The 24,663-nt window shown below is 68.0% G+C and carries 19 protein-coding genes; 8 read left to right on the top strand and 11 right to left on the bottom strand.

Annotated features, from left to right (window positions below):
• Nucleotides 1-33 precede the first annotated feature (33 nt).
• Nucleotides 34-1,425, bottom strand: a complete 1,392-nt coding sequence (locus GQ464_RS06830; protein WP_228350694.1) for a TolC family protein — start codon at nucleotides 1,423-1,425, stop codon at nucleotides 34-36.
• Between the two features lie 197 nt (nucleotides 1,426-1,622).
• The gene (locus tag GQ464_RS06825; RefSeq protein WP_166976847.1) at nucleotides 1,623-3,968 is read right to left on the bottom strand and encodes a choice-of-anchor B family protein; all 2,346 of its coding nucleotides are present in this window, start codon (nucleotides 3,966-3,968) and stop codon (nucleotides 1,623-1,625) included.
• Between the two features lie 422 nt (nucleotides 3,969-4,390).
• On the opposite strand from GQ464_RS06825, the gene GQ464_RS06820 reads away from it, so the two are divergent.
• On the top strand, nucleotides 4,391-6,187 hold the full coding sequence (locus GQ464_RS06820) for a M61 family metallopeptidase (protein ID WP_166976846.1): 1,797 nt from the start codon (nucleotides 4,391-4,393) through the stop codon (nucleotides 6,185-6,187).
• 9 nt (nucleotides 6,188-6,196) lie between these two features.
• Here the strand turns inward: GQ464_RS06820 and GQ464_RS06815 are convergent, their stop codons facing one another.
• Nucleotides 6,197-6,898: a metallophosphoesterase family protein gene (locus GQ464_RS06815; protein ID WP_166976845.1), complete on the bottom strand. Its 702-nt coding sequence runs from the start codon at nucleotides 6,896-6,898 to the stop codon at nucleotides 6,197-6,199.
• A gap of 322 nt (nucleotides 6,899-7,220) precedes the next feature.
• Here GQ464_RS06815 and GQ464_RS06810 point away from each other — a divergent pair, with 322 nt between their 5' ends.
• On the top strand, nucleotides 7,221-8,465 hold the full coding sequence (locus GQ464_RS06810) for a D-alanine--D-alanine ligase family protein (RefSeq protein ID WP_228350693.1): 1,245 nt from the start codon (nucleotides 7,221-7,223) through the stop codon (nucleotides 8,463-8,465).
• Nucleotides 8,466-8,680: 215 nt separating this feature from the next.
• On the opposite strand, the gene GQ464_RS06805 is transcribed toward GQ464_RS06810, so the two are convergent.
• The gene (locus GQ464_RS06805; RefSeq protein ID WP_228350692.1) at nucleotides 8,681-10,360 is read right to left on the bottom strand and encodes a DUF2357 domain-containing protein; all 1,680 of its coding nucleotides are present in this window, start codon (nucleotides 10,358-10,360) and stop codon (nucleotides 8,681-8,683) included.
• Between the two features lie 57 nt (nucleotides 10,361-10,417).
• On the bottom strand, nucleotides 10,418-11,728 hold the full coding sequence (locus GQ464_RS06800; protein ID WP_166976843.1) for a lipase family protein: 1,311 nt from the start codon (nucleotides 11,726-11,728) through the stop codon (nucleotides 10,418-10,420).
• Nucleotides 11,729-11,900: 172 nt separating this feature from the next.
• Between GQ464_RS06800 and GQ464_RS06795 the strand changes: the two genes are divergently transcribed.
• Complete coding sequence (locus tag GQ464_RS06795; protein ID WP_166976842.1) at nucleotides 11,901-13,226, top strand: NupC/NupG family nucleoside CNT transporter; 1,326 nt, start codon at nucleotides 11,901-11,903, stop codon at nucleotides 13,224-13,226.
• Nucleotides 13,227-13,240: 14 nt separating this feature from the next.
• Here GQ464_RS06795 and GQ464_RS06790 read toward each other — a convergent pair whose 3' ends face one another.
• The 3 genes from GQ464_RS06790 to GQ464_RS06780 form a co-directional block, all read right to left on the bottom strand.
• The gene (locus GQ464_RS06790; RefSeq protein ID WP_166976841.1) at nucleotides 13,241-13,906 is read right to left on the bottom strand and encodes a TPM domain-containing protein; all 666 of its coding nucleotides are present in this window, start codon (nucleotides 13,904-13,906) and stop codon (nucleotides 13,241-13,243) included.
• Between the two features lie 148 nt (nucleotides 13,907-14,054).
• Complete coding sequence (locus GQ464_RS06785) at nucleotides 14,055-15,161, bottom strand: double zinc ribbon domain-containing protein (RefSeq protein ID WP_166976840.1); 1,107 nt, start codon at nucleotides 15,159-15,161, stop codon at nucleotides 14,055-14,057.
• 16 nt (nucleotides 15,162-15,177) lie between these two features.
• The gene (locus GQ464_RS06780) at nucleotides 15,178-15,486 is read right to left on the bottom strand and encodes an HU family DNA-binding protein (protein WP_228350691.1); all 309 of its coding nucleotides are present in this window, start codon (nucleotides 15,484-15,486) and stop codon (nucleotides 15,178-15,180) included.
• 168 nt (nucleotides 15,487-15,654) lie between these two features.
• On the opposite strand from GQ464_RS06780, the gene GQ464_RS06775 reads away from it, so the two are divergent.
• From GQ464_RS06775 to GQ464_RS06765, 3 genes are read left to right on the top strand one after another with little or no spacing between them, the layout of a single operon-like run.
• Nucleotides 15,655-16,002 carry a hypothetical protein gene (locus GQ464_RS06775; protein ID WP_166976839.1) on the top strand — a complete coding sequence of 116 codons (348 nt, stop codon included), beginning with the start codon at nucleotides 15,655-15,657 and terminating at the stop codon, nucleotides 16,000-16,002.
• A 23-nt stretch (nucleotides 16,003-16,025) separates the two neighbouring features.
• Nucleotides 16,026-16,784 carry a DUF6503 family protein gene (locus GQ464_RS06770; RefSeq protein WP_228350690.1) on the top strand — a complete coding sequence of 253 codons (759 nt, stop codon included), beginning with the start codon at nucleotides 16,026-16,028 and terminating at the stop codon, nucleotides 16,782-16,784.
• Nucleotides 16,785-16,839: 55 nt separating this feature from the next.
• Nucleotides 16,840-17,403, top strand: a complete 564-nt coding sequence (locus GQ464_RS06765; RefSeq protein WP_166976838.1) for a DUF2911 domain-containing protein — start codon at nucleotides 16,840-16,842, stop codon at nucleotides 17,401-17,403.
• 82 nt (nucleotides 17,404-17,485) lie between these two features.
• On the opposite strand, the gene GQ464_RS06760 is transcribed toward GQ464_RS06765, so the two are convergent.
• From GQ464_RS06760 to GQ464_RS06750, 3 genes are all read right to left on the bottom strand, one after another.
• The gene (locus GQ464_RS06760; RefSeq protein ID WP_166976837.1) at nucleotides 17,486-17,923 is read right to left on the bottom strand and encodes a hypothetical protein; all 438 of its coding nucleotides are present in this window, start codon (nucleotides 17,921-17,923) and stop codon (nucleotides 17,486-17,488) included.
• Nucleotides 17,924-18,163: 240 nt separating this feature from the next.
• Complete coding sequence (locus GQ464_RS06755; protein WP_166976836.1) at nucleotides 18,164-19,369, bottom strand: FG-GAP repeat protein; 1,206 nt, start codon at nucleotides 19,367-19,369, stop codon at nucleotides 18,164-18,166.
• Between the two features lie 197 nt (nucleotides 19,370-19,566).
• On the bottom strand, nucleotides 19,567-20,709 hold the full coding sequence (locus GQ464_RS06750; protein ID WP_166976835.1) for a citrate synthase: 1,143 nt from the start codon (nucleotides 20,707-20,709) through the stop codon (nucleotides 19,567-19,569).
• A 1,300-nt stretch (nucleotides 20,710-22,009) separates the two neighbouring features.
• Between GQ464_RS06750 and GQ464_RS06745 the strand changes: the two genes are divergently transcribed.
• Complete coding sequence (locus GQ464_RS06745) at nucleotides 22,010-23,857, top strand: Rne/Rng family ribonuclease (RefSeq protein WP_166976834.1); 1,848 nt, start codon at nucleotides 22,010-22,012, stop codon at nucleotides 23,855-23,857.
• On the top strand, nucleotides 23,857-24,600 hold the full coding sequence (locus GQ464_RS06740) for a hypothetical protein (protein WP_228350689.1): 744 nt from the start codon (nucleotides 23,857-23,859) through the stop codon (nucleotides 24,598-24,600). Before GQ464_RS06745 ends, GQ464_RS06740 begins: the two co-directional genes overlap by 1 nt.
• Nucleotides 24,601-24,663 lie beyond the last annotated feature (63 nt).

The following is a 24,663-nucleotide window of genomic DNA, read 5'->3' as shown; positions in this document are numbered from 1 at the left end:
GGATGGGGCCTTTCGGGTTTCTTCCGGAACCGGTCAGAACAACGGCCGGGTCGGGTTCAGCGTGCCCTGGTAATACTCGAGCAGCCGGTCCTGGAAATAGAACCGGTAGATGGCCTGGATGCGGTTGCTGGCGGCCTGCACGTAGGTGGCGCGGGCCTGCGTCAGCTCCACGAGCGTCGAGGCGCCGACGTTGTACCGCTCCTGTTCGACGGCCAGGGCCTGCTCGGCGGCCTGCAGCTGTTTCTCCGTCACGTCGAGCCGCTTGACGGCCGTCTGGTAGTCCAGGTAGGCCTGGCGCACCTCGGCGGCGATCTGGAGTTCGAGCGTCTCCTCGGCCAGCCGGGCGTTCTCGTATTGCACGCGCGCCCGCTCGACGTTCGTCCGGGTCTGGAACCGGTTGAAGATGGGAATGCTCAGGCTGATCCCGAACGACTGGGCACGGTTGTCCGAGAGCTGGTCCGCGAAGGAGGTGAGCTCGTTCCGGCTCGAATAGCTGGTGCGGATGCTGCCGAAAAGGCTCAGCGACGGGTACATGCCGGACCGGGCGAACCGGATGCCTTCGAGGGCGGCCTCGATGCTGGCTTCCTGGGCCTGCAGGTCCGGGCGGTTCGCGAAGGCGGTGCGAAGCAGCGATTCGGCGTCGTATTCCCGGGGCAGGAGGGGAATCTCTTCGGCCGAGGGGGCCACGAACTCGTATTCCTGGAAGGGATCGAGCTGAAGCACCTGGATCAGCCGGCTTTCGCTGAGCTGGGCGGCGCGTTCGGCTTCGAGCAGGGCCAGCTCACTGGAGGCGACCGTGGCCTGCTGCTGGTACAGGTCGGAGACGGGCCGCGACCCCACGCGCACGAACTCCTCGATCCGTGCCAGTTGCTGGCGCTGGGCCTCGAGGTCCTCCTGCCGGATCTGGATCTGCTCGCGGTCCAGGATCACCTGCAGGTAGCTGGTGATGAGGTCGAAGAGGACCGTCTGTTGCGTGCGGTTCAGGGTGTATTCCTCGGCTTCGAGGGCATGTCTGGCCTGGTTGTAGGAGGCCACGTCCCCGAAACCGTTGAACAGGTTGATCGACGAGCTCGCGCTGGCATTGAAGGCGTCCGTCGATTCCGAGACGAGCTGGCCGGTGGTCTGGTCGAAGGTGAGCCCGTAGGTGCGGCTCGTGCTGGAGGACAGGTTGAGGTTGGGGAAGAAGTCCGCACGCTCGCTGGAGACGACCGTCGCCTGCAGGCCGACGTTGTTGCGGCTACGCCGGATCGCGGCGTTGCGCTCCAGGGCGATCTGTACGGCTTCCTCGAAGGTGATGGTCCGCGCTTGCTGTGCGTGGGTCGTCCCGTGGCCGAGGATCGTGAGGAGAACGAGCAGGAAGGCATACCGGAGCGCTGGCCCCGGGAAAGACGACGGGGTGGAATACATCGAGGGAGAAACGGACATGGTGGTGCGGGGGATGCATTTCACGGTGGCAGTAAACGAGCGGAAGCGCCATTTGTTACGCGCTCCATGGACCGTTCATCGGGCGGGTCGTTTGTCCGTCCCGGGCACGAAGGTCCGTCCGGAATAGACGTTCGAAAGCGCCCGTTGCTTCCGTTTCGCGTGGGTGGGTATCCCCGCTTCCGGACCGGGGTCCGTCATCAGAGGTCGATGTCTTTCTTTTTCAGCAGGAAGACGCCTTCGCGCCGGCTGGTGACCACGATCGTTCCGCTCTCGAAGTACGGGTAGCTGCTCCAGGTGCCGTTGAAGCCCGCCACGTCTTTCCCGTACGGGGTCGTGTCGAAGTGGGCCACCTCCACGGGGTTGAGCGGGTCGCTCACGTCCAGGATGCGCAGGCCGCTGGCGTTGTTCGTCTGGTACATCAGGTGGCCGCGGACGTACAGGTTGTGGTCTGTGGCCGAGGTGGGGCCGAAGTATTCTTTCACGAGGATGGGATCGTCGAGGTCGGCGAGGTCCCAGACGAGCGTGCGCGTGCGGTCCACGTTACCGTTGAGTTCGTCCGTTTCGTCGTTCTGGAAGAAGAAGCGGTGGTCCTCGCTGAGCCAGCCCTGGTGGACGTAGCCGAAGTTGGGATAGGCCCCGGAGGCGATGGCCTTCGGGTTGGCCTTGTCCGTCACGTCGACGATGCTGATGGCCGTCTCGTTGGCGCTGAAGCAGAGCTCCTTGCCCCGGTAGTCGGCGTCCGGCCCCCGGTAGACGACGCACTGCGCGTCGTGGATGTAGCCGGTGCCCTGGCGGCCCGTCCCTTCGTGCCCGAAGCAGCCGGCAAAGCGGGGCTTTTTCGGCTCGCGGAGGTCGATCATGTGCAGGCCGCCGCCGCACGTCTCGCCGCCCATGCCGGCCCCGACGGCGTAGGCGAAGCCCGTCTCCTCGTTGATGACGATGTTGTGGGCACTCGCGATGCGGTCGTAGTGGGCGTCCTCGGTGAAGGTGACGGGCGGGTTCTCGACGCGGCGGAGGCGGGTCAGGTCGAAGACCTGCATGCCGTGCGGCCCGGCGCCGTCGGCCACGATGAAGGCGTGGTTCCGGTAGACCTTCATGTCCCGCCAGGTGTTGCCCGTGGCGCCTTCGTGCATCGGGAGCGTGCCCAGGTAGACGGGGCGGGTGGGGTCGGAGACGTCGAGGAAGACAGTGCCTTCCATGTGCCCGACGAGGGCGTACTCGCGGCCCGTCTCGGGGTCGGTCCAGCCCCAGACGTCGTTCAGGCGGACGCCCCGCCCGATGTCCATGTCCCGGTTCGGGATGAAAGCGAGCAGGTCGACGTCGCGGCAGTCGAAGCCGGCCGCCGAACCGCCGGCACAGGGCTCCCGTTCGCCGGTGAGGGCGGGGAACGGTTCGGCTTCGTGGATCAGGAAGGCCTGTGGGTGCCAGCTGCGGCCGATACGGGCGAAGAGGTGGACGCTGCCCTCGCCGTAGTCGTCGCGGGGGGCGGCCACGGCCAGCAGGTCGGCGGACACGGCGAAGGTGCTGCCAAAGGCGTCACCGGGGCGTACCGTGCCGGCCTGTACGGTCCGGTCGGGGGTCCACCCTTCGCCGGTGGGAAGGAAGGCGGTGAGTTGTCCCGCGAAGCCGCCCGTGCCGGGGGCGCCGACCCACAGGAGGCCGCCGCCGGCGGCCAGCGCCGCGCCGAAGAAGTCGCGTTCCCCGGGCTTTTCGGGCGCGAGCGATGCCCACTCGGTCCACGTCCCGTCCGCATGGCGGTGGAAGGTGAAGACGGCTCCGGTGAAGCCGTTGTGGCGGGGGGCTCCGAGGAAGGCGTAGTCGCCGTCGAGGGCCAGGGCGCTGCCTGCGCGGCTACCCGGCCCGGCCCCGGCCGGGACGAGCACGGCTTCCCGAACCCACCTGTCGCCCTCGCGGCGGAAGGCGAAAGCGGCCCCGGCGCCCTCGTTGCGCCCGGGGGCGGCAACGAGCAGGCGGTCGCCGCCGAGGGCCAGGGCGCTGCCGAGTGCATCGCCGGGCCGGAGGTCGTCGACGTGCAGGGTGTCCGCGGCGGTCCAGGCGCCCTCCGTGCCCCGTGCGAAGACGTAGACGGTGCCCCGCCGTGCGTCGTGCCCGGGAGCAGCGACGAGCAGGTGGTCGCCGCCGAGGGCAAGGGCCTGTCCGAAGGCGTCCCCTTCGCCGGGAGCCGCCAGGCGGACCGCTTCGGTCCAGGTGTCGCCGGAGCGCTCGAAGACGTAGACCGCCGCACCGCCCGCCACGGCCAGCCGTTCGCCGTCGGTTGCCAGGGCCTGTCCGAAGCCGTCGCCCACCTCGGCGTCCGAGGCCGTGAGCCGGGTCACGAGCGTCCAGGCATCCCCGTTGCGCCGGTAGACGTGCACCGTCCCCGGGTCTTTGAAGCTCTGGGGCTCTCCGACGAACAGGAGGTCCCCCGTGAGGGCCACCGCCGCGCCGAAAGCAGCCCGGGGCACGGGCGACGACGGGGTGAGGGCAAGCACAGGAGCCGGCAGGACCAGCAGGAGCAGGCAGATCAGGAAGCGCGTCTTCATGGCGAAGTCGGGTTGGTTGCGAGAGGGCCGGGTGCGGCTACCCGTCACGGTGTTATGGCGTGATGCGTGGGAAAATATACAAGCCCATCCCTCCGGATGCTTCCCCCTGCCCGGGTTTTTGCCCCCCATCCTCCTTCGAAGTACCCTGTGAGGAGGATGGGCTCGTATCGGGTTTCTCCGGCCCTTCCTCATGCGAAGCCGAAGCCCCCGTACGCTGGCCCCGGCGAGTTCCGGCACGGCGGGGTAGCCGGCGGGACAGGCCGACGAGCCGTGCGCGTACGCCCCATGTGAACTGGAAGCCGGGCTCCCATACGCCACGGAAACACGCGGGCCGGCGCCGGGCGTTCCCCGCGGGCGGGATCCGGGGTAAGCGCCGCGGCGTAAGGCCCGGCGTTTTCCCTTTATCCGCCCGTGCCGCTCTGATGAAAGCCCTGCTTCTTACCCTGTCCATCTTCCTGTTTGCGATGACTGCATCCGCCCGGCAACCCGCCCTCACGTACCACGTCGGCTGGGGCACGCCGAACGCCCACTATTTCCACATCCGCCTCGAGGTGACGGGGCACGACGCCCCGCACGTCGACTTTCGCATCCCGGAGTGGCGGCCCGGCCGGTACATCCTGCAGAACTACGCGAAGGACGTGGTGGGGTTTGCCGCCGAGGACGGCGAGGGGCGGCCGCTCCCGTTCGAGAAAATCGACAAGAACACCTGGCGGGTCGAACGGGGCGACGCGGCGAAGGTGGTGGCCACGTACCGGAGCTACGCCCGCCAGCTCGACGCCGGTGCCAGCTACCTCGACGCCCGGGAGGCCTACCTCAACCCCATCACCGCGCTGATGAACGTGCGCGGGCGCATGACCGAGCCGGTGGCCGTCGTGCTCCATCACCCCGAGGACTGGCGCGTCGCCACCGCGCTCGACTACGACGCGGCCCTCGGCGCCTACGTGGCCGCCGACTACCACGAGCTGGTCGATTCGCCCATTCTCATGAGCCCGGACTTCAAGCTGCTCACCTTCGAGGAGGGCGGGGCCACCTTCGAGATCGCCATCCAGGGGACTTTGCCGGTCAATGACGCGGCGCTCATCGAGGACCACCGCCGGATCGTCGCCGCGCAGATGGCGATGATGCGGGACGTGCCGTTCCGGCGCTACCTGTTCATGTACCACCTGCTGCCCTACCGCTTCGGGCACGGCGTCGAGCACAAGAACAGCACCTCCATCGTCCTCGGCCCCTCGGAGGCGTTTACCCGCCCGGACGACCCCGCCGCCACGCCGGGCCGGTACAACGCGCTCCTCGGGGTGGCTTCGCACGAGTTCTTCCACGCCTGGCACGTCGAGCGCATCCGCCCGGCCCCCCTCCTGCCGACGGATTATGCGCAGCCGCAGTACACCACCCAGATGTGGATCTTCGAGGGCATCACGGACTACTACGCTGACGTCTTCCTCCTGCGGGCCGGGCTGATGAGCGAGGAAGGGTTTCTCGACGAGATGGCCGCCACGATCCGCCGGTTCGACCTAGAGCCGGGCCGGAAGGTGACGAGCATCGCCATGACGAGCTTCGACAGCTGGGCCAAGCAGGGGCAGGCCCCGCCCCACACCTTCTATTCGTTCTACACGGCGGGCAAGGTGATGGGGATGCTGCTCGACCTGGAGGTGCGGGCCCGCACCGGCGGCACCCGCTCGCTCGACGACGTGATCCGCTACCTCAACGAGACCTACGCGAAGCAGGGGCGCGGCGTCCCCGAAGACGGCTTCCGGCAGGCCCTCGAACACGTCACGGGCACGAGCTTTCAGGCTTTCTTCGACGCGCACATCTACGGCACCGAGGACGTGGACTACGACCGCTACCTGGCGCACGCCGGCCTCCGGCTCGAACGCCGCACCGACCCCGCCCGGCCGGCGGCCTGGCTGGGCGTGCGCACTGACGCCGACGGGCGGATCACCGACGTGTGGCCCGGCTCCGGCGCCTTCGAGGCCGGCCTCGACCTCGACGACGTGCTGCTCGCCGTCGAGGGGAACGACGTATCGGCCGGCGCGCTCGACGACCTCCTTCGCCCCTTCCAGCCGGGCGACGCGGTGACGGTGACCGTGCGGCGGTGGGGAGAGGAGCAGACGTTCCGCGTCCGCCTCGACGCCCGGCTGCCGGACGCCTACGCCATCGTCCCGGTCGCGGCGCCGGCGCCGGGGCAGGCGGCCCTGCGAGCGGCCTGGCTCGGGCGGTGAGGAGCGGCTTCAGCGGCCGAGCTTGAGGCGGCGGGCCAGGCTCGTGGGCAGGCCCTCGGCTTCGATGCGGGCGGCGGCCCGTTCCACGTCGTAGGGCAGGCGGAGGAGCTCGTAGGCGAACGTCTCGGTGTCGAAAAAGGCCACGCACAGGCGCGGGTTGCCGTCGCGGGGCTGGCCGACGCTGCCGACGTTGATCAGGAAGCGGTGACCCCGGCGCACCCGGAGCACGCCGAGCCGGTTCGACATCACCGCCGGAATGTGGGTGTGGCCCAGGAAACACACGTCGGTAGTGAAGTGCTCGAACTGGAGCTGGGCGGTCTGGTACGTGTCCAGACGGATCCAGGCCTCGGGCTGAAAGGGGGTGGCATGCACGAACGTGCAGCCGTGGACCTCCAGCCGGAGCGGCAGGCCGGCCAGGTATTGCCGCTGCTCTTCAGAAAGCTGAGCGCGGTTGTGCAGGGCGGCGATCTGTGCCTCCTTCGGCAGGTATTCGAGGCCGCGCTCGAGCGCCACGGCCTCGTCGTGGTTGCCCAGCACCACGCCCGCACAACGCTCCCGGACGAGGGCCACACAACCCGCCGCATCCGCACCATAGCCGACCACGTCGCCCAGGCAGTAGATGGCATCGGCCCCGTATTCATCGATGCAGGCCAGGGCCGTCTCCAGGGCAGGCAGGTTCGAATGGATGTCGGAGATGAGGGCGAGTTTCAAGGTAATGGAGCAGGATGGTTACCTCGGCGGTGGGGAAAATCGGACGGGATGTCGTCGCCGGCAAGCTGCGAGCTGTGAAAACGGGGTCGAAGTCCGCCCTGGCACCGCGTGTCGGTGGATCCCGCACCGCAGGTCCGGACAGGTCCCCGGCCGATCCTTCGGGGAAGGGACGGTGCGGCGCCGGCCATTTCGGAACGACGTGTGCAGAAAGCGAACGGGCGACCGCATATCGCCTGATTTGCTTAACTTCCCGCCGGAACCGCCCGGTACCGGCTTCCGCCGGGAAAGGCCCTTTTCACTCCATCAGACCGCAGAAATCCCCTTGTCTATCCTCAACGTCGGTCTCGTCTTCGGGGGTGTCTCGCCCGAGCACGAGGTGTCGGTCATCTCGACGCTGCAGGCCGCCGCAGCGCTCGACCGCAACCGCTACCGGCCGGTGCCGGTCTACATCGCGAAGGATGGCACGTGGTACACCGGCGCGCACCTGCTCGACGTGGAGGCGTACCGGGACCTCGACCGCGTCCGGGCCCGGGCCATCCCCGTCCGCCTCGACCCGCGCGGTGCCGGCGTGCTCGAGCTGGTGGAGGACGACGGGCGACGTTTTCACCTGCGCCGGCCCCGGCGCCACCGCATCGACGTGATGTTCCTCGGGCTGCACGGCGGATCGGGTGAGAACGGCGGCCTGCAGGGGCTCTGCGAGACGTTCAACGTGCCCTACACCGGCAGCGGCATCCTCGGCTCGGCCCTCGGCATGGACAAGGTGCTCTCGAAACGGCTCTGCCGCGAGGCGGGCATCCCCGTCGTCGACTTCGTGGCGTTCCGGGAATCCGAATGGAGCTACCGGGAGGAGGCCTGGCTCGACCGCTGCGAGGCCGGCCTCGGCTATCCCGTCGTCGTCAAGCCGGCCCGGCTCGGCTCCTCCATCGGCATCACGAAGGCCAAGGACCGCACCGCCCTCGATGCCGCCATCGAGGAGGCTTTCCGGTATGACGACAAGGTGATCGTCGAGCGGGCCGTCACCCGGCTCCGGGAGGTCAACTGCTCGGTCCTCGGCGACCCGGACGAGGCCGTGCCGAGCGTGCTCGAAGAGCCGGTCACGCGCCAGGAACTGCTTACCTTCCAGGAGAAGTACATGCGGGGCGAAGGCGGGGGAGGCAAAGGCACGCCCCAGCGGCGCGGCGCCAAGCAGGGCGGCGGGCCGGGCGGCATGGCCTCCCTCGACCGCATCATTCCCGCCCCGCTGTCGGACGAACAGACCCGCCTCATGCAGGAACTCGCCGTGCGCGTCTTTCGCCTGTTCGAGTGCGCCGGCGTCGCCCGCATCGACTTCCTGCTCGACGTGGAAACCGGTCAGGTTTTCTTCAACGAGATCAACACCATCCCCGGCTCGTTCTCGTTCTACCTGTGGGAACCCTCCGGCGTGTCCTTCGAGGTGCTGACGCACCGGCTGATCGAACTCGCCCTGAAACGGCACCGGGACGCCGGTAGCCGCATCCACACCTACGACGTCAACCTGCTCTCCGAGCGGAGCCTCGCCGGTCTGAAGGGGGCCAAGGGGAGTGGATAGCGGTATGGCGGGGGCATGATGGTTGAGGAGCCCCCGGGAACAGCTCCGTAGCCGCGGGCTTGTGCGGCGGTTGACGCGCGTACCCGTGAAGAGCGCGGCTACCGGAGGTGAGGTGTGTAGACGCCGGCATCCAGCGCACCCGCCGCGGCAATGTGAGAGAAGGTGTTCTGGAATTCGATACAGGAAAGCCGTTCCCACATCTTCACCGGTGTGTGTCATGGGGCAAGCACGCCGTCGAGCCAGGTTGCCAGGTGGGTGGTGGCGCCGGGTAGCAGAGGGATGGCGCCGACGCCGATCTCGTTCAGGGCGCGGGCATGGCGGCTGGCGGTGTATTCGCCCGGCCGCGTCTCGCGGTAGGGGAACAGGGCCACGGCCTGGGCGACGGTGCGCCCGCTCCCGGCACGGTCGAGGATGGCGTCCCGGTAGCGATGGAGGGTGTTCAGGGCGTCGACGGGAGGGCCGGGCATGCCATACCGCTGCACGTAGCCGGGGGTGGCGTCGAGGCGGTATTTGGCGTCGAGGACGAACCGGGTGGGGCGTTCGCGCGGGCGGGCGAGGGTCAGGACGATGTCGGGCTGCTGGGGGACGAGATAGCGCCGGCCGCCGAAGCGCGGGTTGTAGGTGATCGTGAGGCGGCGGCCGTCCTCCAGGGTGAACCGGAGGGTCTGTGCAGGGCCCCGGTGCAGGCGGAGGCGCAGCCCGTGCCGCTCCACGGCGACGAGCCGGTCTGCCGGTACCCGGTGGCCCACGGCGGCGGCAGCCAGGCGGACGAGCGTGAGGAAGCACCAGTATTCATACAGCAGGTGCAGGTCCTTGAGGCTGAGCGCCAGCGGGCCGCCGCCGAGCCGGAGGCCGCGCCGCAGGGCCAGGCATGCGCGGTAGGCTTCGCGGTAGCCGGGAGCCGTGAGGAGGGGCAACGGGGGGGTGGGGGGCGGGGGACCGGTCACGCAGAGCGGAGGGATCGCCATGAGCCGGGTCAGCCGGGCATGGAGGCGGTCGAGCTCGGCGCGCACCCGGTGTTGCCGGGCGGTGCCGGAACGGCGTCGCTCGATGGCCTGGAGCCGCGTCAGGTTTGCCCGGACGTGCCGGAGCTGGGCTGCCAGCCACCGGTGTTCGGGGGTGTCGAGGGTGTAGACGGCCCGGCGGGACGGCAGTACCTGCGCGCCGGGGAGGCCGTCCCCCGTCGCCTCGCCGGGCGGCCGGCGGGCCAGCGCCCGGCGGAGGGCCGCGTCCGGCCGGCGGATGCGCTCCACCCGCACCGGTTCGACGCGGCGGGTCGTCTCCCACCGGGGATGCCGGGTCACCTGGCCGAGTGCCTGCTCGAGGTCGGACAGGAGGTTCCGGAGCAACGTGAGCCAGGCCACCGGGCCGGGCGGTTCGTCCGGGACGGCTTCGGCCGGGCGATACGTGGCGCGCAGGTACTCGAAGGCCAGCCCGGCCGCCAGCTCCTGCACGTCTTCCCGCAGGGCGACGTAGTCGCTACGGTAGTCGAGCTTCGACGGAAAGACCTCGACCGTGACGAGCAGATGCGGTCGACCGCCGGCTTCGATGAGGAAGCGGCTCTGGCCCACCTGCGTTCCGAAGTTGATCGTGCCGTGCACCACGTGCCCGTCTTCCGAGGTGTGGAGCCGGTTCACGATCACCGGATCACGATGCCGGACGCCCACGGGGTCTGCGGCACGGCTACGCACGAGCAGGGTGTAGTCGGTCTGTTCAAAGAGGTAGCCGGTGGCACCGTCGGGTACGGTGACCCGTGGCTGGACGCCCGGTGCCAGGGCCCGCACGTCGAGCCCGAAGGGAGGGCGAGCGGGACCGGGCGCTACGGCAGGGGCGGCCTCGTGGCTCCGGCTCCAGATCAGCCGCACGGCGTCGGTTTCGATGGAGAAAAGGAGCATGGTCTCGGGGAGGCGGTCCTCGGGAGGCACCACGGCCGGGCGCCCGCCGGTTGTGCGTCAGCGTACCGGAAGGCGGGTCGGTTGCCCCTGTGCCGTGGGCGGGCGCGTCGCCGGCAGCCCGTCTTTGGCCGTGCGGAACGTTTCGAACCAGAGCCAGGCCAGGAACAGCGCCGGCCCGGCACAGGCGACGTGCCCGCCTACATCGAGCCGGACCACCTCTACGGCGGGGGCGCCGCGGGCGATGAAGTTCGCCGCCGCCACCTCTGTGTTGGCGAACGGCACCAGTTCGTCCGCCTCGCAATGGTACAGCCGGGTGGGTGTGCGGGGCGCCCAGGCGTAGAGGTCGTTGTCGCGGAGGGCTTGCCGGAGCGGGTGGTTGGTGTCGTTCAGGAAGCCCGTCAGGTAGTCGGACCGGACCATCTCGATGGGTATCGCCGGCAACTCGGCGTCGATCTCGCTGCCGGAGCGGGTGCCGTCGAAGAGGGCCGGCAGGCGCTGGTCGTAGGGGGCGACGAAGGCCTCGGAGAGGTCGTCGAAAAGGTCGTAGACGGCATCGTAGGCCAGGAGGGTGTAGGGGAGAAAGAAGGGGGCGGGATAGGGTTCACGCCGGAGCATCAGGTCGGCCATCGTGCCGGACATGTCGTAGTTGCCCGCCATCGGGGCCGAGGCGACCAGGTGGAAGGCGGTGGCCTGTTCGCCTTCGAGGAGGCGCTGGGCCGCCACGGTGGCGAAGCCGCCCTCGGAATAGCCGGTCAGGAACACGGCCGGCCGGCCGGTGGCAGCCTCGTCGAGCGGGATGCCCTCGCGTTCGGCGAAATGGCGGGCGGCCCGCAGCATGTCCACGACGCTCGTGGCGAGGGAGGCGGCGTGTACGTAGGGATGCAGCCCTTCCGAAGCGCCCAGGCCCAGGTAGTCGGGCATGACGGCGAGGTAGCCGCTCGTGGCGAAGAGCACCCCCACGAGCGCCTCCGGTACGTCCAGGCCGCGGGCGGAGGCGACGTCGTCCTTCCGGACGACCGTGCCGTGCTGGTAGCTTACCAGCGGGAGGGCCCCGGTGGTCCCCCGCGGCCGCATCAGGGCGCCCGAGGCGGTCGTCTCCCGCCCGTGGGGATCCACCGTCCGGTAGAGGATGCGGTGGATCTCCACGTCGTAACGGGGGGACACGGGCAGGTTCATGGCGGCGATCCGCCCGGTGTCGACCGTCTCCAGCAGCGCCGTCTCGACGAGGCTGCCGGGACCTGTGGGTTCGGGTTCCTCCCCGGTTCCGCCGCTGTCGCATCCGGCCCAGAGCAACGCCAGGCACAGCCCGCCGGCGACAACCCGCCCGGCCGTACGTCGCCGGCGTCGTTTCGCATCGTGTCCTTGCATCCCTTCGCGTGTCTGGTTGAACGGCGCCCTGCCGGCCTGCGTGATATCCGTTCAATTATGGTGTGGATCCCGTATATTGCCGCGGCTTTGCATTTTTGCCCTCCCGGAGCGGCTCCGTTCCGGCGATGCGGCCCACCCGTGTTCCCGTTCGTTTTCCCTTCCTGTGCGCCCTATGGACTTCGTAGCGTTGTTGCGCGGCCTGCTCGGGCTGGTGGTCATTCTGGGACTTGCCTTTCTTCTGTCGAACAACCGCCGGCACATCAACTGGCGCACGGTGGGAGCGGGGCTCGGGCTCCAGCTCGTCCTGGCGATCTTCATCCTGAAGGGGGAGGAGATGGGGGCGGTTTTCGCCCCGCTGGGCTGGCCGAAGGCGTTCTTTTCCTGGGTGAGCTCCTTCTTTGTGCTCGTGCTCAACTTTACCACGGCCGGGGCCGAGTTCGTCTTCGGCCGGCTGGCAATCAGCCCGGGCATGGAGGGCAGCATGGGCAGCTTCTTCGCCTTTCAGGTGCTCCCGACGATCATCTTCTTCGGCTCGCTGATGGCAGTGCTCTACCACCTGGGCGTCATGCAGCGGGTGGTGGAAGCGATGGCCTGGCTCGTGACGCGGCTGCTGCGCACCAGCGGGGCCGAATCGCTCTCGGTGACGGCCAACATTTTCGTCGGGCAGACCGAGGCGCCGCTGGTCGTGAAGCCGTATCTGGAGAAGATGACGTATTCGGAGCTGATGGCGGTGATGACGGGCGGCATGGCGACGATTGCCGGCGGGGTGATGGTCGCCTACATCTCGATCCTGGGGAATGCCTTTGCACAGGCACGGGGACTGGAGCTGGAGGCGGCCCAACTGCTCTTTGCCGAGCAACTGCTGGGGGCGAGCCTGATGGCAGCCCCGGCGGCCCTGTTGCTGGCGAAGATCCTGGTGCCCGAGGTGGACGAGCCGGTCACGCGCGGCACGGTCAGGGCCCGGGTGGAGCAGTCGACGAAGAACGTGATCGATGCGGCGGCCGCCGGGGCCGGCGATGGCCTCAAGCTGGCCCTCAACGTGGGCGCCATGCTCATCGCCTTCCTGGCCCTGATCGCCATGATCAACTGGGCGCTGGGCTGGGGCGCCGGCCTCTTCGGCGGCACGCTCACGCTGGAGCAGCTCTTCGGCTGGGTGCTGGCGCCGCTGGCCTGGCTCATCGGCACCCCCTGGGCCGACGCCATGAACCTGGGCGCTCTCATCGGGACGAAGATCGTCGCCAACGAGTTCGTGGCCTACACCCAGCTGGCGGACCTCATCGGCGCGGGCGCGCTCTCGCCGAAGACGATCACCATGGCCACCTTTGCACTCTGCGGTTTTGCCAACTTCTCCTCCATCGCCATCCAGATCGGCGGTATCGGCCCGCTGGCGCCCTCGCGCAAGTCGGAGCTGGCCCAGCTCGGCCTGCGTGCGGTGCTGGCCGGCACGCTGGCCAACATGATGACGGCGACCATCGCCGGGGTGCTGGTGGGGGGCTGACCGGACGCGGCGGTTCAGGACGGGTCCCGTCGCATCCGGAGCGCGTCGGGCAGCTCGTTCTCGTCATCGGCGCGGAGCTGGACGCCCTTGCGTTCCAGCAGCCGGCCGCACAGGTCGATGGCTTCGATGAGGCCGTCGGCCGGCCGGCCGGTCTTGATGCCGTCCCGGATGCGCAGCACCACCTCCGCCCAGTCGTCCGGGGAGACGAGGGCGTTGATACCGGCATCGCCCAGCACCTCGATGCGATGTTCGAAGAGCGAGATGAACAGCAGGATACCCGTGCGGTCGCGCGTGTTGAAGACCTCCTCCTCGACGAAGGCCTGCATGGCCCGCCGGTGGACCGTCTCGTCGAGCAGGCGCGGGCCGGTGAGCAGCCGCTTGAGCGGCGGCACGTACGCGGCCAGCAGCGCCCCCAGCATGCCGGCCGCCACGGCGACGGCGGCCGTCCCCCAGCCGGTGTAGAGCCAGGCCAGCCCCCACCCCTCGTAGAGCGTCGAGGCGAGCACCGTCGCCGACAGGGCCAGCAGGGCCGCCAGGGAGGCGCCTCGCCATACCGCCACCTCATACCGCCCGCTTTCCGGCATCACGTAGGGGACGATCTCGCCCGCGGTTCGTGCCTCGGCGGCCTGCACGGCCTCCCGGATGCGTGCACGGTCGGATTCGGTAAACAGCTTTTCCATGCTCCTTGTACCAGTCGGCGATTAGCGGTGGGGGCGAAGGAGGTTCCGGGTCGATAAACCTTGTCGGCAAGGGAAGCGTTGGTCCCGGTGTTCTCATTGAGGGGGCGGGCGGCAAGAGCGTTCCTGCACGGCGGATGACCGGTGCGTCTCAGGATCCGGCGCCGGCGCCCGTCTGCTGGTTGCGCAGGGTCGCGATCACCTGCTCGGCGCGCTGGTAGACCGGGTCGTTCGGGTTGCCCACGATGGTTTTGACCTTTTCGAACTGTTCCAGCGCCTGATCGACCCGGTTGATCTGCAGCAACATGAGGCCCCGGTTGAAGTTGGCCTGGACGTGGTTCGGGTCGCGTGCCAGCACGGCGTTCGTCTCCTCGATGGCCTTCATGGGCTGTTCCGGGTCGTACAGGTAGGCGATGGCCATGTCGGTGCGCACGTCCAGGTTGTCCGGGTTGATCTCGAGGGCTTTCCGGTAGGCGGCGATGGCCTGGCGGGCGAAGAGGGTGCGTGCGGTGCCGGTCTGCCGTTCCATCCAGTCGTAGTAAAGGTTGCCGGCCAGGACCCAGGCTTCCTCGGTGTTTTCACGCTCGGCCAGGCTTTTCTGCTCGGCGGCGGCCAGGTCGTACCGCCCGGCCTGTGCGTAGAGCCGGACGAGTTCGCGGCGTTTTTCGAGGGCGGCTTCGCCGGTGAGGCGGTTGATCTCCTCCGCCAGCGCTTCGGCCCGGGCGGCGACGTCTTCCGGGAGCGGGCCGGTCGCCGGCGCCGGGGCGGCCTGGGCGGCGGGCTGCGCCGGGGCCGGACCGCGTTCGACCCCCTTGCTGACGAGGGTGATCAGGTAAAGCCCCAGCACGAGCAGGACGCCCGCACCGATCAGGATACCGACCTGCCGTCCCACGCCGGCCGGCGACGAAGCCCGGGAGGAAGTGGGTCCGGCATGCGCCGCGTGCGCATGCGGGGCCGGTGTGCCGGGGGAGGAGGGGGGCGGAGCAGCGACCCCGTGGAGGGCCGCCACCCGCTCATCCAGGCGGGCGCCGCACCGGCTGCAGAAACGGGCCGCCGGCGGGTTCGACCAGCCGCAGGCGTTGCAGAAAATCCCGGCGGGCACGGCTTCCGGGGTTGCACCGGGCTCCGTTCCGGCGGCGCCGATGGCTTCCGCTGCGTCCCCGGCGCCGGGCGTCTCCACCGGCGTGCCACAGAGATCGCAACGGGAGGCTTCCCCGGGCAGTCGTGCCCCGCATCCTTCGCAGACCAGCTCCTTCATGGTATCCGGTTTGTCGTCACGCAGGTTTTTCGCTCTTGCCCGTCTTCATGGCCTCGTCGACGTCCTGTCGGAGCTCCCGGGATGCCTTGAAGACCGGAACGTACTGTGGTGGCACTTCGATCTCTTCGCGCGTGCGCGGATTGCGTGCCGTCCGGGCGGCCCGGTGCTGCACTTTGAACGCGCCGAACCCCCGGAGGTCGACGCGCTCTCCCTGTCGCAGGGCGGCTTTGACGACGGCAATGAAGCCGTTGATGACGGCCTCCGTCTCGATTTTGGTCAGACCGGTTCCGGTCGCCACGCGGTCGATGATGTCGCTTTTCGTCACGGTGATGAGCGGGGAGATGAGCCAGAAGATTTGCCCGATGCCGGCGTTTCCCTAAACGCATGCTCCCGGGGCAGGATCCGAAAGGCGGTTTCTTTGTAGTGCCGTAGGGAAGACGTATCCCTGCCCACCGCGTCACACGACCCTGCGCGAATCGATTCAGCGGCATTCATGCCCGACGATCCACACCTGCCCTCGGAGACGCTGCGGTTGCTGGCGGCGACCTTCCCGGTGGACCCGGCCCTGTCCGTGCCGGCCGGGACGATCACGCTCGACGACGTCCGTCGGTTTCTGATCGAACGCATTGGTTTCCTGCTCGACCGGAACCCGGGGTTGCTCATGAGCATCCTTTACCGCATCGACGTGGCCGAGGCGAAGGTGACCCGTGCGCTCACCGACGCGGCCCCGGCGGATCTGCCGGCCCTCCTGGCCGACCTGGTCATCGAACGGCAGCTCCAGAAACTGCACCACCGTCGACGTTACCGGGACGATGCGGCCCCCCCCGGCCGGTCCGGTTGAAACCCCACGGCCACCCGTACGCCATGCCTGCTACGTTTCCTGTCCGTTTCGTGCTCCTGCCGGTGCTTTTTGTCGCACTCGCCTGCAGCGATGCCCCGCCCGATCCCCAGGCTATCGTCGACGCTGCCATGGCCGCGCACGGCGGCGAGGTGCTCCGCCGGGCCGTCGTCGAGTTCGACTTTCGCGGTGCGCATTTCACCGTCACCCGGGAGGACGGGCTCTTTCGGTATGAGCGTCGTTATACCGACACCACCGGCACCGTGCGCGAGGTGCTCGCCAATGATACGCTCTTCCGCGCGGTCGACGGAGAGGTGGTGGCGCTGAATGAGAAAGAGCGGCTGAAGGTGGAGGAAGACGTCAACTCGGTCGTATACTTTGCCCTGCTGCCTTTCCCGTTGAACGACCCGGCCGTGCAGAAACGCTATCTCGGCCTCGACACCCTCCGGGGCGAGCCGTATCACGAGGTCGAGATCACGTTCCGGAAGGAAGGCGGCGGGCGCGACTACCAGGACCGGTTCGTGTACTGGTTCCATCAGGACCGTGCCACCATGGACTATCTTGCCTATTACTATTACACGAACGAGACCGGCTCTCGCTTTCGGGAGGCGTTCAACGTCCGGTACGTCGGCGGGGTGCGCTTTGCCGACTACCGCAACTATACGGCCGACACGCTCGGCCCCGGCGACATCGAGCACTACGACACGCTGTTCGAGGAAGGGCGGCTGCGGCCGGTTTCCGAGATCGTGCTCGAGAACGTCACGGTGCGCCCGCTCGAACGCTGAGGAGGCCGGAACGCGTTCTCCCGGCTCAAGCCCGTTTCCCAACCCGCTCTGACCTATGCGATACCCGACACGATGCTCCCTCTTGCCGGCGCTGGCCCTGCTGCTGGCGGCCTTCACCGCGACGTCCTTACGCGCGCAGGAAGCCGAGGTGATTCCCCCACCCGAGCCCCGGGCCAGCCCGACCATGATCGCCCGCACCATGCTCGGCGATACCTATCTGAAGGTTACCTACTCCTCGCCCCGCAAGCGGGATCGCGAGATCTTCGGCGGCCTCGTCCCCTACGGGGAAGTCTGGCGCACCGGTGCCAACGAGGCCACCGAGCTGACCACGACCGGAGACATCGAGATCGCCGGTCACCGGTTGCCGGCCGGTACCTATGCGCTCTTCACCATCCCGGAAGAGAATCAGTGGACCGTCATCCTCAATGGCGTTCTCGGCCAGTGGGGCGCGTTCCGCTATAATCCGGACGAGGACGTGCTGCGTTTCACCGTGCCGGTGACCCGGACGCCGGAGCTGTACGAGGCCTTCACGATCGAGTTCGAGGAGGCGGAAAACGGGGTCAACCTGGTCATGACGTGGGACCATACCCGCGTCAGCATCCCGATCCGGCCCGTGTGATCCGTCTCGCACCTATCGTGAAGACAAAAAAACCTGCATGCTTGCATGCAGGTTTTTTGCTTTGGATACGCCCGGATGCGGCTCAGCCTCCGTTGTGATGCCGTGCCACGACGGCCCGGATCGTCTGTTTCAGGGCAGGCGATTTCTCGTATTCCTCCGACAGGCGAAGGAAGCTGATGGCCCAGTTGCTCTTCATGCTGCCCAGGGTGACGATGGCCATGCGGCGCAGGTTTTCGTCGTCGTGATCCCGGTAGAGGCGCATCACGTCGAAGACGGCATCCTTCACGTCCACCCGGTCGCCATACTGGATGATCAGGCGCATGGCGGCCTCGCGAAGGCCGTCGTGCTTCGTGTGCAGGGCCTCGACGAGGCGTTTGCTGAAGACGTCCCACCGGGCCTTTTCGACTGCTTCGCGGGCCGCGTCGTAGAGGTGCTGCGGGTCGTCGTCCGGGGGGGCCGCCTGTGCGACGCCCGCCCAGCCGAGCAGGAGCACGGCGACGGCCAGCGTCGCGCGTGTCATATGTTTTCTCATAGCTGAACCCTCCCCCTTGTCAGGCTATGATGATAGAAATGACGTGTCCCAACCTTACGACGTGGAGGCGGGAGGGTTACGTATTTGGGCCAAAAAATATTACACTATGATGTTGTTTTTATTGATACAGCATGGCGTATACGTGGCCGGGCGGGCGGGGTTGCCCGTATGAGGCCCGGTGGTCGGTACGGGCCGGTCAATGGTAGCGGGACGGCTCCGGGTGGTGCGTCAGGGAAGGCGGGCCAGGTAGACCTGCCCGGGCTTTTGTTCGGAAGCCTGCCCGATGAGGGCCCACGGGCCGTCGAGGTCGATGGCCGAACCGAAGGCGACTTCCCCGACGTCGAGGATGCGTTTCTGCTCCCAGGACCGGCTTTCGGGGTCATAGGCAAAGACATAGACGACCCGGTCGATGTTGAATTCGAAGCTGAGCTGCTCGTCGTAGCCGACGACGAGGGCCCGGTCGCCGTCGAGGGCCACCTCGGTGCCGAACCCCCCCTGTTTGTAGGGCTGGGTGGGGGCAAGCGTGGCGGTTTGCTGCCACCGGCCTTCCGCGTTGCGTTCGAAGAGCGTCGCCCGTCCCGAGCCGTGCGGCCCGTCCCGGCTCTCTCCGACGATCACCCGGTCCCCGGAGAGGTCGACCGAGATGAAGAAGTCGTCGATGTGGCCGAAGCGGGCGACCTTTTCCCAGGCACCGGAGGCGGGGTTGCGTTCGAAGAGGTAGATGGAGCCGGGCCGGTTGGCGAAGTAGGTGGAGGCCGCGACGACGACCCGGTCGCCGTCGAGGTCGCCGTCGGTGCCGAAGAGGCCGTAGCGGAGGTCGTCGTCGCCGGTGAGGCGGGCCTGCTGTTTCCATCGCCCGCCGGGCTCGCGTTCGAAGAGATAGGCGGCACCGCCGTAGCGGCGGCCGGCGGGGTCGCCGGCGGCGGTCACGAGCAGGCGGTCGCCGTCGAGGGCCACGGAGGCCGCGAAGGCGCCTTCCTCCTCGGTCCGGTTCGACGTGAGCCGGGCCGTCTCTTCCCAGAGGCCCGTGACCGGGTTGTGCTCGAAAACGTAGACGGCATTCGAGAGGGCCGTGCTGAAGAAAGGACGGAAGGCCGCGACGACGGCCCGGTCGCCGCTGAGGGCTACGGCCCGCCCGAAGAACTGCCCGGCCTTGCAGTCGCTCGGGAGCAGCCGGGCCTGGAGCCTCCATTCGTTGCGGGCCGGGTCGCGCTCATACAGGTAGGCCGCGCCCGCATTCTCCCCGCAACTGCCTGCCCCGCTGGCTCCCACGAGGGCCCGGTCGCCGTCGAGGGCTACGGCCACGCCGAAGAAGTTGCCGGCGGTCGTGTCGGGCGGCGGGAGCTTGAAGATCTGCGCCCGGGCCGCCGGCAGGCCGGCGACCAGCATCAACAGCAGGCCGAGGTAGGCGAGGCAGGGACGGGGGATGACCATGAAGGGAGCAGGCGTCGCGGAACACGTGGACGGCGTGGCGTCTGTTCAGCAAAGCCCGTGCCGCCCGGCATGGGTGTCGGGCCGGTGAAAACCTCATACGATGAGACCGGCAGGACGATCCCTGCCCCCGTGGCCGTAGGGAAGCCTCCGGCTCCCGCGTCGCCGAAAAAGCCTGGTCGCGGGGATCGCGGCTTGCGTCAGCGCTCGTCGAGAGGCCTGACGGCCAGGTTGCGGGGGCCGACGTAAGCGGCACGGGGGCGGATGAGGCGGTTGTCTTTCCACTGTTCGAGCAGGTGGGCCGTCCAGCCGGTGATGCGGCTCATGGCAAAGATGGGCGTGAAGAGGTCGGGGGCGATGCCGAGCATGTAGTAGACCGGGGCGCTGAAGAAGTCCACGTTCGGGTAGAGTCCTTTCTCCCGTTCCATGGTCTCCATGATTTTCATGCTGTAGTCGTACCACTTGCGCTGGCCGCGTTCTTCGCTCAGCGCCTCGACCATGTCGCGGAGGATGGCGGCCCGGGGGTCCAGGGTTTTGTAGACCCGGTGGCCGAACCCCATGACGCGTTCTTTCCGGGCGAGCTTCTCCTTGACGTACTGGACCGGGTCGCGGCCGGTGCGGTCGATCTCGAGAAGCATGCGCATGACCTCGATGTTGGCGCCGCCGTGGAGGGGGCCTTTGAGGGCGCCGATGGCTCCGGTGACGGCCGAGTAGATGTCCGACAGCGTGGCGCCGATGACGCGGGCGGCAAAGGTGGAGGCGTTCAGGCCGTGCTCGGCATGCAGGACGAGGCACGTGTCGAAGGTGCGTTCGGCCGCCTCGCCGGGTTCTTCGCCGGTCAGCATGTGGAGGAAGTCGAAGGCGGTGCTGCCGTGCTTGCGCGGGGGGACGGGCGGCAGGCCCTTGCGCCGCCGGTCGAAGGCGGCCAGCAGGACCGGGATGCGGGCCGTCAGGCGAATGGCTTTGCGGTAGTTGGCTTCGGGGGACGGGTCGTCGGCCTCGGCATCGAAAAGGGCCAGCGCCGAGACGGCCGAGCGGAGCACCGCCATGGGGCTGGCGTCCTCAGGGGTCATGCCCAGCAGCTCGGCCACCATCGGGGGCAGGGTACGTTCGGCCTGGAGCCGGGCCAGCAGCTCGTCCCGTTCCGACCGGTTGGGGAGGTGACCGTTCCAGAGCAGGTAGGCAACCTCCTCGAACGAGGTGTGACGGGCCAGGTCGAAGATGTCATAGCCCCGGTAGATCAGCGTCCCCTGTTGCCCGTCGATGAAGCAAAGCTCGGAATCCAGCGCTACGACGCCTTCGAGACCGCGTGCCTGGATGAGGGGCGTCTCTTGTGTTGCCATGGCAGCCTGCCGGTTTGGAGAGGAGCAAGAGCGACCGGGAGAAAACCGTGGCCGATCTGCATCGAATATACAGCAGCGGCTCTGGCGACAAGGAGAATTTATGTTAAAGGCAGGGGCTCCGGGGCCGCTGCCGGGAGGATAGGGCAGGGTACGGCCCGCAGGATCAAAGATACCCGGACCGGCGGGATCATTTGCCGGAATCGACAATTTTTCGAAGAAAAAGGGGAGGTTCGGAGGGGGGCAGAGGCCGCTTGGCCCGGCCTGAAACCCCTGGCTTCAGCCAGCGGGATACGCAGACTCCCTTCGCTTCCCGTAAGCAGGTGCGCATACGACCGAACGGGAACCCTGCAGGCAAGGCGGAGTCGTACTTATGCTGCTTGATAACCAAAAGCGGTCCCCTTGATTTTCGGTATAGCGGAGGTCATGGTTATTGAGGGCATGGCTGCCCTTAGCGAACGGCGCACGTGTAGCCGCGGATCTGGACGCGTTGCGCGTCCCGTTAGCCCGGGCGCGCCGGCGGAGAGGGGAGCGCACCCGTGAAGGGTGCGGCTACATCGCGCTGCACAACGACGCCTTCAATAGCATGGACCAACGCTATAGGGTAGGGCATACCCGAGCCCTTCGGGGCAAAAAGCCTGTGGAGACGGTGTAAGACGGATTGGATGCGTTCCGCGTCACGCGTCCAATCGGCCTGTCGTCGAGCTACCGTCTGCGAAGCAGGAACCTTCCGCCTTGAGGCGGGGAAGTGTAAAAATCATTATCCTCATGAGTCGTGTGCGGCCTTGCGAAACCCCGGCTTGCCGCCGGGAGACCGGGTTCCGGGCGCGTTCATACCCTGTGACCCGGTCTTGCGCCGGCCGCCCACCCGGGTCGTTTGCAGAACGACCCGCCGACCACCACCTGCCATTTCGTGGTTTATTTTGCGTGACGATCTGTTGATAGATCGCTTGATAAAAGCGACGCTGTTTTTCCTCTCACTGCTACTTCGTTTTCTCAAGGAGTGCGTCAGGCACTCCTGGGGCTGGTCTTTTACGGTCCGATCTCACACCGCGAAGCATCTCGCCATACCGGCCGGGACCGCCTGTGTGCACACGCGTACGGCGACACCTCCCGTTTCGGCTCCTCTTTTGCCTTCCGGCGTGTATGCGCCGGCGCCTGCTGCTGCCGGAGGCCCGGTAAGCGGGCCGGATTGCTTCGGCTCGTGGGGAACGGCACCCCGACGCGCAACGGCCGGGCTACCCCCCACCGGGGACCCGCCACGTGAGGACCAGCCCCGGGATGGCACGCACGAGCTTTTTGTATGGGCAAGGAAATCATCATCAACGCAGAGAAAGAACAGACCCGTATCGCCATCCTCGAAGAGGGTGAGCTGGTGGAACTGTTCATCGAGAACCCCGAGAACGAGCGCACGATCGGGAACATCTTCCTGGGGCGCGTCCGGCGTATCATGCCAAGCATCCAGGCGGCGTTTATCGACATCGGGCAGAAACAGGATGCCTTCCTTCACTTTTCCGACCTGGCCGAAAACCTGCCCGCCTGGCTCGAATTTCTCGAACAGACCGAGCCTTCGGTAGAGAAGGTGCCGCTCCGGTCGGAGCATCACCGCGCCCGGCCGCAGCGCCGCCGCCCGAAAGGCAGCCGGCACCCCCACCGCGCCGGGCCGGACGAAGAGGCGTCTTCCCCCCCGGACGGCGAGGCCGAGCCGGAGCAGAAGGCCCATCATGCCGTGGCCGATGCCCGGACGCGCAGCCGGCGCCGCTCCGCGCAGCGACGATCCCGCGGCCGCAAAGACAAGAACGGCGCGGAAAAGCAGGAAACGTCCACTGGCCGCCCGGCACCTCCGGACGAAGACACCCCCCGCGACCGGCCCCTCGAATCCTACCTCCGGCGGGACCAGCGCATCCTGGTCAAGATCAGCAAGGAGCCGATCTCGACCAAGGGCAGCCGCGTCACGACCGACATCTCGCTGGCCGGGCGCTTCCTCGTGCTCGTTCCCCTGGCCGACTACGTGGCCGTCTCGAAAAAAATCTATTCGTACAAGGAGCGCCGTCGCCTGCGGGCCCTGGCCAAAAGCCTCGTGCCGGACGGCTTCGGCGTCATCGTACGCACCGTGGCCGAGGGACGCAGTGCCAAGGACCTGGACACCGACCTGCGCCTGCTCCTCGAAAAGTGGCGTAAGATCGAGCAAAAGCTGGCCGGCAAGCCGAACCCGCCGCTCGTCGTCCACGAAGACGTGAACATGGTCTCTTCGGTCATCCGCGACCTGTTCTCGGAAGACTATGACCGCATCCTGATCGACAATCCCCGCGTCTACCGCAACATCAAGGGGTATGTGCAGGCCGTGGCGCCGCAGATGGCCCCGGCTGTGCAGCACTACAAGGGCCGCAAGCCGATCTTCGAGGCGACCGGCATCGCCGGGGCCGTGGCCGAAGCCTTCGAGAGCCGGGTCAACCTGCCCTCGGGCGGCTACCTCTTCATCGAACAGACCGAGGCCATGCACGTCATCGACGTCAACTCGGGAAGAGCGGGCAAGGGGCTGACCCAGGAACAGAACTCGCTCAAGGTCAACCTGGAGGCGGCCCGGGCCATCGCCCGGCAGGTGCGCCTGCGCGACCTCGGCGGCATCATCGTGGTCGACTTCATCGACATGCGGGATGAACGCAACCGCCGCAAGGTGTTCGACGAGATGCGGAAAGCCTTCCGGCGGGACCGGGCCGTGACCAAGATCCTGCCGATGAGTGATTTCGGGCTGATGCAGATCACCCGGCAACGCCTGCGACCGAGCATCACCACGGCCTTCAGCGGCCCGAACGGCACGACGGACGACGAGGATACGGGGGGCGCAGAAGCGCCGAAGCCGGAAGCCGCCGTGCCGGCCGAGCGAAACGGCATGCCGGTGCGGGCACCGGAAGCACTGGTCGAGGAAATCGAGCGGGGGATCGTCGCCTACAAGGAACAGGGGCGGCGGGGCCTGCTCCGGCTGCGGGTGCACCCCTTCACGGCGGCCTATCTGCGGCGCGGGCTGATCAACTGCGTCGGGCGCTGGCGCATGAAGCACCACGTCCGGGTCCGCCTGGAGACCGATGCCGCCCTCGACCCGCTGGGCTTCCGCCTCTTCGACGCCGAGACCGGCAAGGAGGTGACGTGATGCGGCGGGCCGGCATCCTGCTGCTCGTGGGAGCCGGGTGGGCAACGATCGGCCTGTTGCAGGTCGTCGCCCAGCGCCCCACCTTCGGCGGGACCAACGGGCCGTCCCAGGCCCTGACCGTCGGTTACTACGGGGTCCGCTTCTCCTTCGACGGCACCGTGCGCCCCGACCCCACCTTCGACTTTGACGGGCCCGTCGCCGGGATCAGCTACGCACGGCCCAACTTTTTCGCCGCGCTGGCTTTCGGCGAACAGCGAACGGAAGGGGAGGACCGCCGCCTGCTCGACGTGAACCTGATGCTCTGGGGGGAGGTCGAGCCGTTCGTGTTCGAGGAGGGCAGCCGGGTCCGCTTCTTCGTGCCGGTGGCCCTGCACAGCGGGTTCCGCCGGGTGTCGCGGCCCGGGACGGACGACGGCCTGCTCGACGCCTTCGAGTTCAGTGTGATCGGTCTCGGCGGTGGGGTGGGCTTCCGTCTCGCCGGTCCACGGGTCGTGCTCGAGGCCCGTGCCCTGCCGGCCGTCGGGCTGGCCCTGCGCTCTTTCGGGGATACGACGGGCCTCTCGACGTTTGTCGACACCGACGTACAGGTGCACCTGGCAAGGCTCGCGGGGCGCTTCGGCCTCACCGCCGGCGCCGGCTACCGCCGCCAGACCTGGAACGCCGGCGGCTCCGGCTTTCTGGCGAACGACTTCTTCGACTACCGGGGGAGCCAGCAGTTTTTCCGGATCGGGGCGAACTGGTGAGCGCGTACCTGCTGCGTGGCGAAGAGACGGTGCCGGGTCGCCCGGCCGTGCCGCGGCGAGGCG

The organism is Rhodocaloribacter litoris (assembly GCF_011682235.2).
Taxonomy (GTDB): domain Bacteria; phylum Bacteroidota; class Rhodothermia; order Rhodothermales; family ISCAR-4553; genus Rhodocaloribacter; species Rhodocaloribacter litoris.
The sequence above is the reverse complement of the archived record's forward strand: the minus strand, read 5'-3'. Positions and strand labels throughout refer to the sequence as shown.